Annotated in this window: 15 protein-coding genes and 1 pseudogene; 9 read left to right on the top strand and 7 right to left on the bottom strand. The window is 37.2% G+C overall.

Features of this window, described 5'->3' with window-relative positions; genetic code table 11:
- The first annotated feature begins 413 nt into the window (after positions 1-413).
- Genes tssF through tssE form a run of 4 tightly spaced genes read left to right on the top strand, consistent with a single transcriptional unit; the run spans position 414 to position 3912 of the window.
- Positions 414-2174 carry a type VI secretion system baseplate subunit TssF gene (tssF, locus tag B0X70_RS16545; RefSeq protein ID WP_217469858.1) on the top strand — a complete coding sequence of 587 codons (1761 nt, stop codon included), beginning with the start codon at positions 414-416 and terminating at the stop codon, positions 2172-2174.
- Positions 2138-3223 carry a type VI secretion system baseplate subunit TssG gene (gene tssG / locus B0X70_RS16540; protein ID WP_214068844.1) on the top strand — a complete coding sequence of 362 codons (1086 nt, stop codon included), beginning with the start codon at positions 2138-2140 and terminating at the stop codon, positions 3221-3223. Before tssF ends, tssG begins: the two co-directional genes overlap by 37 nt.
- The gene (locus tag B0X70_RS16535) at positions 3201-3479 is read left to right on the top strand and encodes a type VI secretion lipoprotein TssJ (protein WP_217469857.1); all 279 of its coding nucleotides are present in this window, start codon (positions 3201-3203) and stop codon (positions 3477-3479) included. The genes tssG and B0X70_RS16535 overlap by 23 nt, the downstream gene beginning before the upstream one ends.
- A 4-nt stretch (positions 3480-3483) precedes the next feature.
- Positions 3484-3912 (top strand): type VI secretion system baseplate subunit TssE, encoded by a 429-nt coding sequence (gene tssE / locus B0X70_RS16530; protein ID WP_046394646.1) that lies wholly within the window; start codon positions 3484-3486, stop codon positions 3910-3912.
- A 90-nt stretch (positions 3913-4002) separates the two neighbouring features.
- Here the strand turns inward: tssE and B0X70_RS16525 are convergent, their stop codons facing one another.
- From B0X70_RS16525 to B0X70_RS16500, 6 genes are all read right to left on the bottom strand, one after another.
- On the bottom strand, positions 4003-4482 hold the full coding sequence (locus tag B0X70_RS16525; RefSeq protein WP_217469856.1) for a hypothetical protein: 480 nt from the start codon (positions 4480-4482) through the stop codon (positions 4003-4005).
- Positions 4483-4547: 65 nt separating this feature from the next.
- Positions 4548-4778, bottom strand: a complete 231-nt coding sequence (locus tag B0X70_RS16520) for a hypothetical protein (protein WP_217469855.1) — start codon at positions 4776-4778, stop codon at positions 4548-4550.
- 4 nt (positions 4779-4782) lie between these two features.
- The gene (locus B0X70_RS16515; protein WP_217469854.1) at positions 4783-6099 is read right to left on the bottom strand and encodes a hypothetical protein; all 1317 of its coding nucleotides are present in this window, start codon (positions 6097-6099) and stop codon (positions 4783-4785) included.
- A gap of 501 nt (positions 6100-6600) precedes the next feature.
- Positions 6601-7269: a helix-turn-helix transcriptional regulator gene (locus B0X70_RS16510; RefSeq protein WP_217469853.1), complete on the bottom strand. Its 669-nt coding sequence runs from the start codon at positions 7267-7269 to the stop codon at positions 6601-6603.
- A gap of 462 nt (positions 7270-7731) precedes the next feature.
- A complete protein-coding gene (locus B0X70_RS16505) occupies positions 7732-8418 on the bottom strand; it encodes a helix-turn-helix transcriptional regulator (protein WP_217469852.1) in 687 nt (228 codons plus the stop codon).
- A 39-nt stretch (positions 8419-8457) separates the two neighbouring features.
- A complete protein-coding gene (locus tag B0X70_RS16500) occupies positions 8458-9147 on the bottom strand; it encodes a PAS domain-containing protein (protein ID WP_217469851.1) in 690 nt (229 codons plus the stop codon).
- Positions 9148-10188: 1041 nt separating this feature from the next.
- Between B0X70_RS16500 and B0X70_RS16495 the strand changes: the two genes are divergently transcribed.
- Positions 10189-10824, top strand: a complete 636-nt coding sequence (locus B0X70_RS16495; RefSeq protein ID WP_217469850.1) for a hypothetical protein — start codon at positions 10189-10191, stop codon at positions 10822-10824.
- Between the two features lie 35 nt (positions 10825-10859).
- On the opposite strand, the pseudogene B0X70_RS16490 reads toward B0X70_RS16495, so the two are convergent.
- Positions 10860-11033, bottom strand: a pseudogene (locus B0X70_RS16490) (IS4 family transposase); the annotation flags it as partial.
- Positions 11034-11380: 347 nt separating this feature from the next.
- Here B0X70_RS16490 and dynA point away from each other — a divergent pair.
- From dynA to B0X70_RS16470, 4 genes are read left to right on the top strand one after another with little or no spacing between them, the layout of a single operon-like run.
- Complete coding sequence (gene dynA, locus B0X70_RS16485; protein WP_217469849.1) at positions 11381-12577, top strand: dynobactin maturation radical SAM/SPASM protein DynA; 1197 nt, start codon at positions 11381-11383, stop codon at positions 12575-12577.
- A 20-nt stretch (positions 12578-12597) separates the two neighbouring features.
- On the top strand, positions 12598-12765 hold the full coding sequence (gene dynB / locus B0X70_RS16480; protein WP_217469848.1) for a dynobactin A family peptide antibiotic: 168 nt from the start codon (positions 12598-12600) through the stop codon (positions 12763-12765).
- Positions 12766-12816: 51 nt separating this feature from the next.
- Positions 12817-13284 carry a hypothetical protein gene (locus B0X70_RS16475; protein WP_217469847.1) on the top strand — a complete coding sequence of 156 codons (468 nt, stop codon included), beginning with the start codon at positions 12817-12819 and terminating at the stop codon, positions 13282-13284.
- The gene (locus B0X70_RS16470; RefSeq protein ID WP_217469846.1) at positions 13277-14542 is read left to right on the top strand and encodes an HlyD family secretion protein; all 1266 of its coding nucleotides are present in this window, start codon (positions 13277-13279) and stop codon (positions 14540-14542) included. The genes B0X70_RS16475 and B0X70_RS16470 overlap by 8 nt, the downstream gene beginning before the upstream one ends.

The raw sequence follows: 14542 nt of genomic DNA, 5'->3' as shown, positions 1-14542 counted from the left end.
TGTTGATATACTTATCATTCGTCGGATAATTAAACGTGGAGGGTGGAAAAAATATAAAATTGTGTTCTTTTTGATTCCTGGCGTGTTATTGATGAGTATCTTGATTGCCGGTGCGGGCTTTTTCACTAATGTGTTGTTTGTTGATTTATGTGACTATTTATATAACTATTTTAGTTGAGGTAATAATTTAAAAATCAATGACAAGGTATTTCTGTATGAAACATTGCCTTTGAATATTAATTGCTTATTGCGTGATTGCTCTGGCAATAAAATAGAGAATGTCGTTATGTCTGGCATTGTTTTTAGGTGATATCAGACTACGGCTATTTTTCTCTAATATTTTATTTCCCTTCTTTTTATTTATTCTGAACGGGAAACGGTATTTTTTAATAACTCTTTTGGAGGACCATCCTATGGATGATTTAACCCTGCGCTATTATGAGGCAGAAATGCGCTATTTGCGTGAGGCAGGTAGAGAGTTTGCTAAGGCTCATCCTGACCGGGCGGCTGCGCTTAATCTGGATAAAATCGGTATGCGCGATCCTTTTGTGGAGCGTCTGTTTGAAGGCTTTGCTTTTATGATCGGGCGTCTGCGTGAGAAGCTGGATGATGACTTGCCGGAGTTGACGGAAGGGCTGGTCAGTTTACTGTGGCCGCATTACCTACGCACGATCCCCTCTCTTTCCATTGTTGAATTTGGGATGGATTGGGCACAGTTGAAAAATTCGGTACAGGTGAAAAAGGGTTTTGAGATCCTCTCGCAGCCGATCGGCCCACGCAAGACTCGCTGTCGTTATACCACGACTCAGGCGGTTCAGTTATTACTTCTGGCACTGACTGACGCTTCTTTGAAAGAGGAATCCAATGGACGTTCCGTTATTCGATTGCGTTTTGGCTGTGGAACACTGGTGGACTGGCGCCAAATTGATTTGAGCCGTTTACCGCTGTATCTCAGTGCGGACAGCCCGCTGGCCTGTGCGTTGCATCGGGCGTTTACGCTGCAAACCCAACAACTTTACCTGCGTTTACCCGGTCAACCTGACCGCCAGCCATTTGATGGCCGATTTTCACCAATGGGATTTGGCGAAGAGGAGAGGTTATGGCCGAAAGGGGAAAGTTCGTTTAGTGGTTATCAACTGCTGCTGGAATATTTCACTTTCCGTGAAAAGTTTATGTTTGTTGCGCTCTGTGGGCTGGAAAAGTTGACTCTCCCCGAGAGAACGCCGTGGTTTGAGCTGGATGTGGTTCTGCGTGAAAGTTGGCCCTGTGATTTGCCATTTGCTGCCGAGCATATCCGTTTGCACTGTACCCCGGTGATTAACCTGTTTCGATTGGAATCCGATCCGCTTCAACTGGAACCATTGCAAACCGAGTATTTGCTGTGTCCGATCCGTTTTCAAGACGGACATACCGAGGTTTATTCCGTGGATGAGGTCTCCTCTTCGAAACGCGAGGGCCACCGGTATGTGCCGTTCAGTAGTTTCCGTCATAAAGGCGGCATGTTGCGTCATGACGCACCGGAGTGCTACTACCATACCCGCGTGAAACGGGGGCCGTCAGGTCTGTGTGACACTTGGATTATTCTGGGGGGAGCGGATTTTGATGATAATGAACTGTATAAAGAAGAAATTTTGTCACTCAAGCTGACCGGCACCAATGGTCAACTGCCTCGTAGGGCATTGCAGGATACGTTGTTGGATACCGCCGTTAATCCTCTGCTGGCGGAATTTACGGTACGTAACCTGTGTGAACCGACATTGCCCTGCTATCCGCCAAACCGAGACCGTTTCCACTGGCGGGTACTTAGCCATCTTGGTTCTAACTTTCTTAGCATGATGGATAACCCGGAAGTGCTGCGCGGGACGTTGGCCCTGTATGACTGGACCGACAATGAGATGAATTATCGCCGTTTGGAGGCGATTGTCGCGGTGAAGCATTCGCTGATTGAGCGATTTGAGCAGGGATGTTTGCGGCGGGGCGTACACATTGAAGTGACACTGGATAGCAACGGCTTTGCAGGCAACGGCGATATCTGTTTGTTTGGCGAAATGCTCAACCGCTTCTTTGCTTTGTACACCGATATTCATCTGTTTAACCGACTTACGCTGATTTTACAACCTACGGGGGAGCGACTGTTATGGGAAGAACAACACTGTCAGAACATTCCCGGCTGATGGCGATGCTGGAAGCTGACATTTCAACACTCGATTTCTACCAATTCTGTCAGATCATTGAACGTGCAGTCCCTGATCAGCCGCCGTTGGGTAGTACGGAAAATCCGGCTGATGATGCGATACGTTTGCGGCCTCATCCAGGTTTGGGATTTCCCGCCAGTGAACTGAAAGCGATAGAAACTGACAGTGAACATCCGGAGCGTCCGCCGACGGCCAGAACAGCGTTTATGGGGTTATATGGGGTGGATTCTTTGTTGCCGACTGCTTACCTGAACGATATCGCTCAGCAAAGGGAAGGGAATGAAACAATCGAAGCCTTTCTGGATATTTTTAACCACCGGATGTTCACCCAGTTTTACCGTATCTGGCGTAAATACTCCTATCCGGCGACTTTTGCTACCGGAGGAACCGACATAACATCCCAATGTTTGCTTGGGCTGATTGGCTTAGGGATACCGGGTAGTCAGCAACAGATAGCCACGCCGATGTCTCGTTTTCTGGCGTTGCTCAGTGTTATGCGCCTGCCGACTCGAACCGCGGAAGGTGTATCAGCGCTGGCGGCATTATTGGCGCCGCAGACTCGGATAGTGGTGACGCCCTCCTGCCCGCGACAGATCTATCTCATGCAACCGGCGAATCTTTCAGAGATTCACCGAATTTCCCTGTCGCAGCGTACCGTGTTAGGCAGAATAGGCATTGATATCAATAGCCAGTTATTGCTGGCGCTGCATACGGATTGCCCGGAGGAAGCGCGGGGCTGGTTGCCGGGCGGGCAGCTATACAGCGATTTTTTGGTGTTGCTGCGGGTTTATCTGGGCTGGCGATACCAAGCCAGATTGCAACTGACTCTGCCGACCCGAATATTACCGCCGCCGATACTGGGTGGTCAGCCTGTTCAGTTAGGGCTGACGGGAGTATTAGGTCTAAAAGTTGAAGATCAGGCGGCAGTGCCTGACAACATTACGCTGAATCTGGGAGGTTATCAGGGGATATCTCCAGACAGTAATCAAGATAAAGGAGAAGACTATGTTAGTTATACTTTTTTATAAGGTTGCGTCGGTGATGACGGCGATAATATTACTATTGGCGGGGGGCGGTCTGACTCAGACCGTGACTGATGGCACGGCAGCGGCCACTCACTCCCCTTTTCATAAGCAGGTGAAAATGTCGCATCTGGGTTTTATTCCACAGGCAGCGGTCAATACCGACGCTGGAGAAAGTGTCGCTCTGTCCGCTCCGACATTGGTTCGGGTTTATCAGTTGCGGGATAACAAAGCTTTGACCTTGTTGCCTGAAAAGGAGTAAGTACATGAAAAAACCTTCTCTGTATGAAAGCCTTTTCGGCAATTTTAATTGTGGTCTGGAGTTGCATCAGGTGAGTGAAGAAGATCAGGTAATTTTGTCGGTATTAGACAATATGCAGCGTATTCTCAATAGTCGTGCCGGTTCGCTTACCCATCTGCCCGATTATGGTTTACCTGATCTCAACACCATTCTGCGAGGGTTGCCTGCGTCGTCACAGCGCTTGATTTCAACGATTGAGCACACGTTGCTGACTTATGAACCGCGTTTGAAGCAAGTCAATGTGACGTTATTGCCGGAGCTTGCTCCAGGGCACTTGCGTTATGTCATCAACGCTGAACTCAAAGGTGTGGGGCTGGTGCGTTTCAGCACTGAATTTGTTCCGGAAGGGAATGTGTTGATCCGCCATTTACGCCAGCAAGGGTATATGGATTAGGTATTTGTGTGTGTTTTGTTACTCGTGTCGTAAATGATCATTTGTAATACAAAGTGAAGGCTTGCCATTGTTGTGCAAGCCTTTGGTAGTTTAAGAGAGAATTCGCTCTAGAAAATCTAAAGCTGATTGAATACTAGATAATTCAGCATCAACACTGTCACCATTCATGTACTTAACATGGATTAAAAATGTATTGAATATTAGGTGATTAGGAATGAGAGTGCTGTTGTATGTAGCAATAAAGTCTTTAGCTTCCTTTAAAGTTTGAAATTTAAAGTCATGCCCATACAAAGGGGTTATAACTACATATTTGAGTGTTTTTTGTATTTTCCATTCCAATGCTTTTGTAAATCTTTCAATGTTCGCCTTATTTGAGTTAAAAATACTAGATTTAACTATTTCAAGTTGATCTTGTTTAAGTCGTTCAATAAGTGCAACTTTTTCAGCAAGGATTATTTCTGAGGTATCTTCATCAAAAGCCATATCAATCCCGGCTAAAGCGAATGCTGAAACAATATCTTTATAATGAATATACAGAACCTGAAAACCACAACTCTCAAGTTGTTTCAAGGAAGGTGCTGTAAATTCTCCGGCGAGTATTGCGCCTTTGAAAGGACATTCAAGTTGATATTTACTTACAATGTTGTTGCTGAACCAGAATACTCAAATACGAAATCTAAGTCATGAGTGTTTCCATAAGTATCTTCCCAAGTTATTTTTTTTCCTTTGCGTGCTTTTCTTGGTTGTCCAACAACATCGAGATATAAGCTTGTCTTATTTGCTATATCTTGTAATAAAGGAACGAATAAATTTTCAAGTATGCTCCCAATAAGTTGTCCAAGTTTGTGAGATGGAGATATAGCCATATTCTTATCCTTTAACCCATAAACGACCTTCATGTAAAGGTACTGTATGTGTTCTATTCTTCCATTTAACATTCCTATCTCTTAGCTTTTCAAAGCTGAAAGAGGAAAAACCGGCAGAAACAGCAAGTTCCCCAAGCCATTTTTCAGCAGGAACATGTATACCATATGGTGCGGAGTCACCAATAACAAAGCAGGCTTTTGAATCTTTCTCCATATTTTTACGAATATTTACCCATATTTTGGCGATGTCTAAAAAATAAGCCGCAATCATGGTGTGGTAGGATTTTTTACCGCCTTTACTATGCCTTATTATGTCTAACTTTTTGGTTACATCAGATATTTCATCTTTTATTGGATAGAGAAGTGGATTGCTAAGAACTTCATCCAAGTCGATTTTATCTGAAGACGAGTGCTGAGAACATGATCTCATCAGTGAAGGTCTGACAACATCTTTGAGGTCGCCCCAACCATTTATCTCTCCCCAAAACATCATCTCTAGTCTTGTTGCATCTGCATAATCATAGTTATTAGGATATGGCGGTGATGAAATTAGCAAGTTACACTTTTCTGCTTTAAACGGTTGCCTCACATCTTTGTGTTCAATATGTGAGTAGCTCTGCCAACCTGACGAAATTGCATGAAGCATATCGGCTCTCATCATTTCAAGCTTCCCAGAGAAAGCTTCGAAGGGATCTAGCACTTTAGATTTGGATTTATTAGGTAATACATATTGCCACTGAGCTGTGCCCACATGGCTACATGCTCTCAATATTGATGTTATGTTTAGCCTGATCAATTCCCAGATCGGTTCAGCATTAGATAATTTTTCATATGCAATTTTTAATCGTTCAAGTTTGTTAAATGAATCAACGGAGTAGCATTTCCCTAAAAGGTTATTTTCGTTGTAGTGAATAGGATCGGGCATTGTCTTTAAAGACGATGCGTATGCGATAAGCTCTTCTCCTGCATCATTTAGGTCATTCGTATCTAAATACCAAAGCTGTTTAGCTCTTGCGATCCTTGCTACAAAGGGATGTCCCTCAAATCCGAAAGAGCTAACATTAAAAAAATCGGCTGCAATGTTGGTTGTACCTGAACCAGCAAAAGGTTCAAGAATTATCGCTTTTTTACCCGTTTCGTCTTGAAATTTTAAAATCTCAGAATTCACCCACTCAGCCGAAAAACCAGCGGAATAGCGAAACCACCGGTGAACAGGGAGTTTCATGTTATCGGTAAAAGTTCCTGAGCGAGCTGTTTTTTGAGCATAAATCTTTTTGTCATTTCGTGTTGGTGTAGAAAGGGCTATTGTACTCGAAAACATCTTTTATTAAGACTGTTTTTTATTCGATTATTTTGTTTCCCCATATTCATCTAGAAATAAGGTAATAACAACGATTTGAACAACAATAGCGAGTAAAAGTTCTATTGTTAATAAAGTTGTAAAATTGTGACATAAATTAAATACAGTTTTCATATCAGATTGAATTTTAATAATAAATTTTGCGATAAGATAAATTTTTTAATGATTACAATGAATATTATCACTGGGTTTGTGGTAGGACATTTTCTGCCTATGAGGATTCGATATTTTATCGTTTACAATAACAATATTCCTGATGTTATCTTTACAATATCCAAGTAAATAAAGTCTTAAATATAAAAATAAAGATAAGGGGATTGTTTTAATTCGTTTTACCATAATGGAATTAATAATATTGTTTCAGCGGTAGCCTTATTAATAGACCAAGGCTACCGTTTTTTCTTCTGGTACGTCCAGATTGAATTTTATTGTCAGCAGCAGAGCGGTTTAATAATAAAATTGCTATGACAATAAGAATTTTTCTGGTACATAATGATGAAAATTATTCGCTAAACAGTATTCTTCCAGTTGTTGACTAGAATGAATACCTATCTTTCCATATATCCGAGACATATAAATTTCAACGGTATGGTGAGAAATATTTAATTTCTGTCCAATCTGTTTCCTGGTGTATTTCTGTAAAAAGAAGAAAATGATATCCCATTCACGCGGCGTAAAAATATCGCTTGGTGGTTGGAGCATAATCGACGCGGGTAGTTTTTTATAATATTGATGCAAGTAAGACAATGAATAGTCTTTGGCTTTCCAACAATGGTACATGATGCCGATACAATGTCCATTTTCATGATAAAAAGGTGATTTCTCACAGAAAAAAGATGATAAAGTTTGATTTTGTCCAAATATATGTGTCTCAATTGAACATATTCTTTGCTCTGTTGCCATGACTTTTTTATCTTGAATAATAAATTCCTCAGCAAATTCAGCGCCGTCCCAAGGGAGTTCATGATCGTAAAGCCCTTCATAATCAAATGATGCTTTAAAATTATGAATATATTTCTTGGTTGCTGAGTTTCCATAAATGAAATTTGAAGAGCTATCTTTTATTCCCCACGGCTCATTGCTGATTTCCAGCGTGTTGATGATTTGAGGTGATATCGTACAGTTCTTCATAAAAACTCCTTGATAGTTTTCAGCCTAAATAAACATTCTACTTTTGGATTTCCTGGTGCTTTCTGGGGTATAGCAATAAAATTAAATTTTTTCATAATAATTTTCTAGTTTTATATGTTATGGCAGACTGGATTATTGTTTTAATTTCTTATTTATTATATTTAAAACAATAGTTTACATAGTAATATCCAGAAATTTGTTAGCTCAAAAGTACATTTGTTAGTCGATTGATTATCTTACAAATTCAGAATAATTCTAAGGAGGTTTATGATTATAAGGTGTTCTGCAATCAAATAATTCCTCAATATTATGAGTAAATTCTTTTGTTGCTGAATTACCATAAATAAAATATGAAGAACTACTTTTTACGCCCCACGGTGTATGACTTATTGCCATTGTGTTAATAATTTGAGGTAATATTTCATAGTTCTTCTTCATAAAAACCCGGTTGTTATTTAGGGGTTAAGGAAATATTCTACTTTCTGGATGTACAAATCTTTCTGGTACGTAAAGATCATAATCATTTGTGCGGCAATAATCTTCCAATTGACGACTAGAATGAACACCAATTCTTTTATATATTCGCGAGAGATGGGTTTCAACCGTACGATAGGAAATATTTAACATCTTACCCATCTGCTTACTGGTATATTTTTGTAACAGAAGAAAAATAACATCCCATTCTCGCTGTGTAAATATGTCGGTTGGTGGTTGAAATAGTATAGATTGAGGAAGTTTTCCATGAAATAGACGGGTAAATGAGAAATCCTGAGCTTTCCATCCATGAAAAAGGGTACCGATACATTCGTTATCATCATTATAGAGAGGATATTTTTCTTGGAAATAAGATGATAGAAATGTATCTTTCCCATACATATGCGTTTCAAGCGAACAGACTCTTGTTTGTTTCTCCATTACACTTTGATCATGAATAATGAATTCTTTTGCAAACTCAGCTCCATCCCAAGGAATTTCATCATCATACCGTCCTTCATAATTAAATGAATCTGGAAGATTCTGGATATGCTTAAATGCTAAATTACCATAAACAAAACATGAGTCTTTATCTTTGATCCCCCAAGGTTCATTACTTTGCTGCATAGTGTTAATGACTTGAGGTGAAAGATTTAATTTGCCGATTTGATTCATAATGAAATCCTGTTGTAAAGTTAAGTTAGTAATTGTAGTTTATAACTCCCTGCTACCAATAGTGAGAAATCTCTCAGGAATATAGAGATGGTAGTTATTTTCCTTACAGAAATCTGCTAATTCTACATGAGGTGATAAGTCAAATTTCTGATAAATTGACTGAATGTGGTTAACGACATCTTCTGTGCTCATCATTAATTCTTTACTGATGTTCTCTTCATCTTGTGAGCGTAAAGTCAGAAAAAGGACTTCCCACTCGGTCTGTGTCAGAATATTATTCGGTGGCGTAAACTCCAGGTTTGTTGGCGATATTCTTTCATAATAGTAAGAAACAGAAAAATCTTGAGCCTTATACATATGAAAGAAGATCCCAATGCAATCATTATTCTCATCAAAAAGGGGAAATTTATCACAAATATAGCTTTGTTTAATGTTATTTTCTCCAAACTGGTGCGTTTCCAATGAAGTGACGCGCTGCATAGTTTGGATGGCTTTTTGATCCTGACGGTGGAATTCTTCTGCATATTCAGCAACAGGTGAAGGTAATTCACCCATAGAAAGCCCTATAATATCGAAATCTTCAGGAAGGTTGAGCAGTTGATAGAAAGCGGGGTTAGCGTAAATAAATCTTGATTGGTGATCTCTGGCGCCCCAAGGTTCATTGCTTTTATCCCACATCATGGTTAATTGTGGCGTAATAAGAGTGGATTTGTTTCTTATATTTGACATAGTAACTCCTAAATTTCGACTTAAATTGTTATCTGAGTAGTTGCGTTTTCGATTATGCCTTAAGCGGACTGCTATATAATAGGATATAATGCTTTTCTCGTCAAAAAGCGTATGTTTATTAATTGAATTTTTACTATTTTATAATGAAACTTTAAATAACAATGAATATAACCATATATACTATTTTAGATGTGGATTATTTTTGTGTTTATTGAAAGAGTGATTGGAGACTGTTGCTGTGCTCGCTGCGGTGCCTGATATCGGTCATTTTTAGCTGGAAAGTATCCATCATTAATAGTCAATAAGTGCAGATTATGCCCAAAATTATCAGCATCCTGGCTGTTGTCAATTGATAAATAATTATTTGTCCTAATGCTTAAGGGCTGTTTTTTTAAATTATTTTATTTACTCTTCTTTGTAATAAAGAAAAAATCTGAACAGTAGCGTGAAAAAAATGATAGCTTTTGAACACATTTTTGATGTGATCTAAAGATTGAACTCAATAAATTACGTCTGTTGTGTTAAGTATATATTCTTAGTTTTTCATATTGTTTGTGCTAGCTACCCTTTTTAAAGGGTAGCTAGCAGTAGTTACACTTATTGGGATTAAGTAGTAAATACTTAATGAATGATGCTAACATAAATTTGGTTTTTTCTATTTGAATTTAATTTTTTCTTAATGCGATCCGTTACTTCACATGTATAACACGCAAGTTTGATGGGATGTGGAAAGATCGGCAAAGATGAGCTTGATATGACAAAAGGCACGGATGATATTCATATTTTACCAATACTTGGAGCTGCGTTAATTGGTACTGCGATGTTAATGGAGTTCACGGGTCGGTAGTGTTCACCATTGTTAGTGTAATGAGGAACGCTCTTGTTATGCCTTTTAGGACGTGGAGGATTTAACAGTGGAAACGCAATCGTGGTTGTTGAACTTAGGGTTCAATATCGCTACCATCGATCTAAGGTACAGTTATCAATGTGATAACTATATCGTCCTTTTTAGATGATTAGCGGGGAATAGGAGGAGGTTATATGCCAACAAGATTGGTAAATCCTGAAAAGGTTAATGAGGTTTTCGCTCATTTGAATGGGAACTCAGATAATCATACCCTTTATACTGAATTAATGAATGGGGTTGATATTACTGACCAGATAAAAGGATTGTTACTTTCGCCAGGTTATCGCATGGTTCGTGTTGATGGTCGGTTTGGTAATCGTATCAGTCAATCCCACTTTGAGCTGGCGCTGGTTAACGATGTATCTCAAGAAGTCGTCTATTATAACAGAGTTATTATACAGCCTGATGTGGTATTAAATTGTCGTCCTGTAACACAAATTCTTGTTTGGCGTATTCTGAAACGTGAACATCGAACGGTTTTGCATGAACTGGCTGGTCAGGTGTTCTTCGGTTACTTGCTCGAATCTTATAATGTGATTGTATCGGATATGAACCAGACTCATGACGGTATTTCTTTTTGGCAGGCCCGTATGTATGACGCGCTGGCGTATAATATGCATGTTTATGCTTATGATATGATTACCTGTGAGTTGCGTAAGATTTTGACCCAGAATGATGTTAGTCGCCAAGAATCTTGGTTATGGGGAGATCCTGAACATCATCAGAATAGATTGGCAATTATTTCGAAAAGTGAATTACCCATCCAATAGACCCACTTTGCGCTGAGGGTCCCCACAAATCATCGCTAATAAACCAACACCATATTTCGGTAGGTTTTAGCGAGGTGTTTTAATACATTTTTAAGTGTTATCTCTATTAAAATGAACGGAGAGTGTTGTAAGACATTCTCTGCTAACGTTAAATATGAAATGACTCGCCTTGATTTAACGCTATTTGCCTGATATCTCAAGTGTATACCCTATGAATTTCAAGATGCATTGCGACGGTAAAGGAGCGAATCCCCGGGAGAATAGGTAACTATGTGACCGGGGTGAGTGAGCGCAGCTAACAAAGAGACAACTTGAAAGATAACGGGTATAAATAGTTATAGATATTTACATCTATAGTTAATTCATATAACAATTTGATTTAAATCAACAAAAAGGCTTTTATTTATTTTTTATTGTTAATAAGATGTGTTACATTTCAACCAGTGTTCTAAGAATTAAAAAGTGAGCAAGTTTATATGGTGAGTATATAAGGAATTATTGTTGTTTCCTTATATTGTCATTTCGATAGAAATGAAAAAAGAAAGGAAATATTAATATGCAGCTTGTAAATATAATAAAACCAACACATAGATGTAATTTGGCATGTAAATACTGTTATAACGAAGATGAAAGACAGCCTATTATGTCATTGGAAATATTGGAAAAAACAATTAAAGACACGTTTGAATATGCCAATAAAATAAAGGTTTTCACTTATGTCCATTTTATATGGCATGGTGGTGAACCGATGTTTCCAGGTATTAAGTTTTATGAAAATGTTATTGCATTTCAAAAAAAATATAGTAACAGCATAAAGTATTTAAATGCCTTACAAACAAATGGAACATTTATAACTCAAAGATGGTGTGATTTCATTAAGGAAAATAATTTCTTTATGTCCATATCCATTGATGGACCAAAAGAAATAAATGATAAAAATAGAGTAACTCACAAAAATGTTGGAAGTTTTGATAAGGTCTTTGAGGGTGTGAAAAAATTAAGAAGAAATAAAATTGAAGTTGGCTGCGCACTAGTAATTAGCAAATCAAGTCTAGGTTATATAGATGAAATATACAATTTCATGCTAAAAAATAATTTGCCATTTAATGTTATCCCATTAAATAAATCAGGAAACGCTGTAGATAATTATACAGATCTAGGATTAGATCCTGATGAATACTATATACCTTGGAGTAAATTATACGACAAATGGTTTTATGCAGCCCCTGAGAACTATATATTTATTTCTGATTTTGTAAGAAAAACTCAGGCAATATTAGCAGGAAGAGCAGCAGATTGTTTAGGAATGTCTCAATGCGGTAACACTACTTTCTCTGTTGATCCTATAGGCGATGTATATCCATGTGCAAGCCTTTCCGCTCAACCTGATATGAAATATGGCAATCTTCAGAATAACTCTATTCTAGAATTAATGACTGGGCCACGGGCTACTTTGTATAGAACGCGGGAGAGTTTCGATTCGTGTCAAAAATGTAAGTGGCAACATGTATGTCACGGTGGTTGCCCTGCAAGGGCATATAAATATAACGAGAATAATATATATAATAAAGACTATTATTGCCCAAGCTTATATAAGATATATGAGCACATAGAAAGAAGACTAAATGAAAAAGGTTTAACAGCAAGTAAGCCATATGATAAACACATGAGTGACGGTCTGCTTGGAACTGATGCTTTCTTAGAAGTCAAAAAGCATAAATCCAAGTTAATAGAAGTAGTAAACATTAACTAATTGATAATAAGGAACTAACTATGAAAGACTTAAAAAAGAGTAGCTCTTGGAATAAAGCATTGTTAGATTGCGTAGGGGGTTCAGGAAAGGATGTCGGAAAAACCGTAGAGCCTAAAGAAGTGAATAAACTTGTGAAAAAGGCTGCAAGTCCTGGTTGGGATGGTAATATATATAAATATAGTTTTTGATTAGTGAAAAGGAGGGGGTAATTCCCCTCCTACTGTTAAAGAGAGGATTGTATGGTAAATAAAGAGAAAAAATTAATATTTCTTATTATTCTAATCGTATCTATACTGACTTCTTGTGTAGGTTTTGTGATTCATGTTATCAACTCCGAGTGGGTAGTTCCTTATATAAGGCATGAAGTAAGCAATATAACTGTAGCCCCGTCTTGGGATGTTAGATATCTTGCTGCATTAACAAGTTTAGAGACAGGATTGGGTATAACATTTTTATATATTCTCATAAAAAAGAGTCTTCCTACATATACCCCTATCACAAGAGGTATCCTTATGTGGTTAATTGAATTAGCAATCATGGGACGGCTTGTTAGGCAACCATTGATGGACTATGCTATAGGAAATCCATTTACAATATCTGTTTTACAGAATTCAGTATCATGGATTAACTGGTTTTTTATTTGCCTTATAACCACATGTTTGTATGACTATCTAATTAAAATTTGGTGTCAAAATAATAATGGATGATAGTATTTTTAGAAATTTAAATAAAGAGAAAGATGAAAATAGGTGGGTTGCAAATACAATAATTAAAATTTACCCATCTTCTCTTTTCTTATATTCAATAGTGTTTTTTTTGATATTTTTTCTTTTTATTTTAATATTTGCACTAAAAATAAACAATAGGGTTTTGATTGAAGGTGAGATCCATTCATTTCCCTCCACTATAATCATAAGATCACCAATAAAAGGTTATATAGAATCTTCTACTTTTGATGTGCTAAAACCAGAAAAAGTATTGGAAGGAGATATTATTTTTAGAATAAAAAATATTGATGAGGATATTAATGGTGATCTTAAATTTCAAAAGATAAAACAATTAAACTCAATGGCTGACAAAGTAAATAGCAATATAATCAAAAAAAAAGAACTAAAAATTAAGGTCATGGAATTTTATGAGAGAAGCATAAAATTTACTGAGAAAGAAATACAAGAATTAAGTAAAGAATTAGAAGAATCAAACAGACTGATTCAGGATTATAATAAAACAAGAAAAAAATTCGAAGATTACTTGAAGAAAGGACATGTAACTATAGAACAGCTCAATTCAATAAACAACAATTATACTCAAAATAAGATTAGCTATATAAGCATGTATCAACAATTAAATTCTTTACAAGAAAAAAATAGTCAGCTTATTATAGATAAAGATAATAAATTAAGCGACATTGAAAATTCGATAGCATTGTTACAAGAAAAAGAAAATGATATTAATTTGAAGAAGATTGATATAAATTCTGATTCTACTCGTGTCATAACCTCACCTATTAATGGAATATTGGATTATCAATATAAAACTTTAGGTCAGGAAGTGACTAAAAATGATGTTTTAGTAAAAATCTCACCGAAAAAGGTAGATTCATATTTTGTTATATTTAATATTAGAAGCGAAAGCTATCCTTATATAAAAATAGGCAGTAAGGTAAATATAAGATTTAGTTCATACCCGTTTCAAAAATATGGTTCATTTGAAGGAATAATAGAAACGATTTCACAATCAACAGTGAGTAATGAAAACAGTATGCTGCAAAATCCAGAAAAAAACATTAAAATAGATTACGATAACTTTTATTCTATAAAGGTTAGGTTAACAGACAAAAATATAAATCAACTAAGATTGGTAGCAGGCATGAAGGCAGAAACTTCTTTAATAGTTGAAAGTAAGAGCATTTATAATTTAATGGTAGATAAAGCTAAGCATTATTTGAAAAAACACATGGAGTAA

This window comes from Photorhabdus akhurstii, assembly GCF_019090985.1.
GTDB classification, from domain to species: Bacteria; Pseudomonadota; Gammaproteobacteria; order Enterobacterales; family Enterobacteriaceae; genus Photorhabdus; species Photorhabdus akhurstii.
This window is presented reverse-complemented; position numbering and strand designations above follow the sequence as displayed.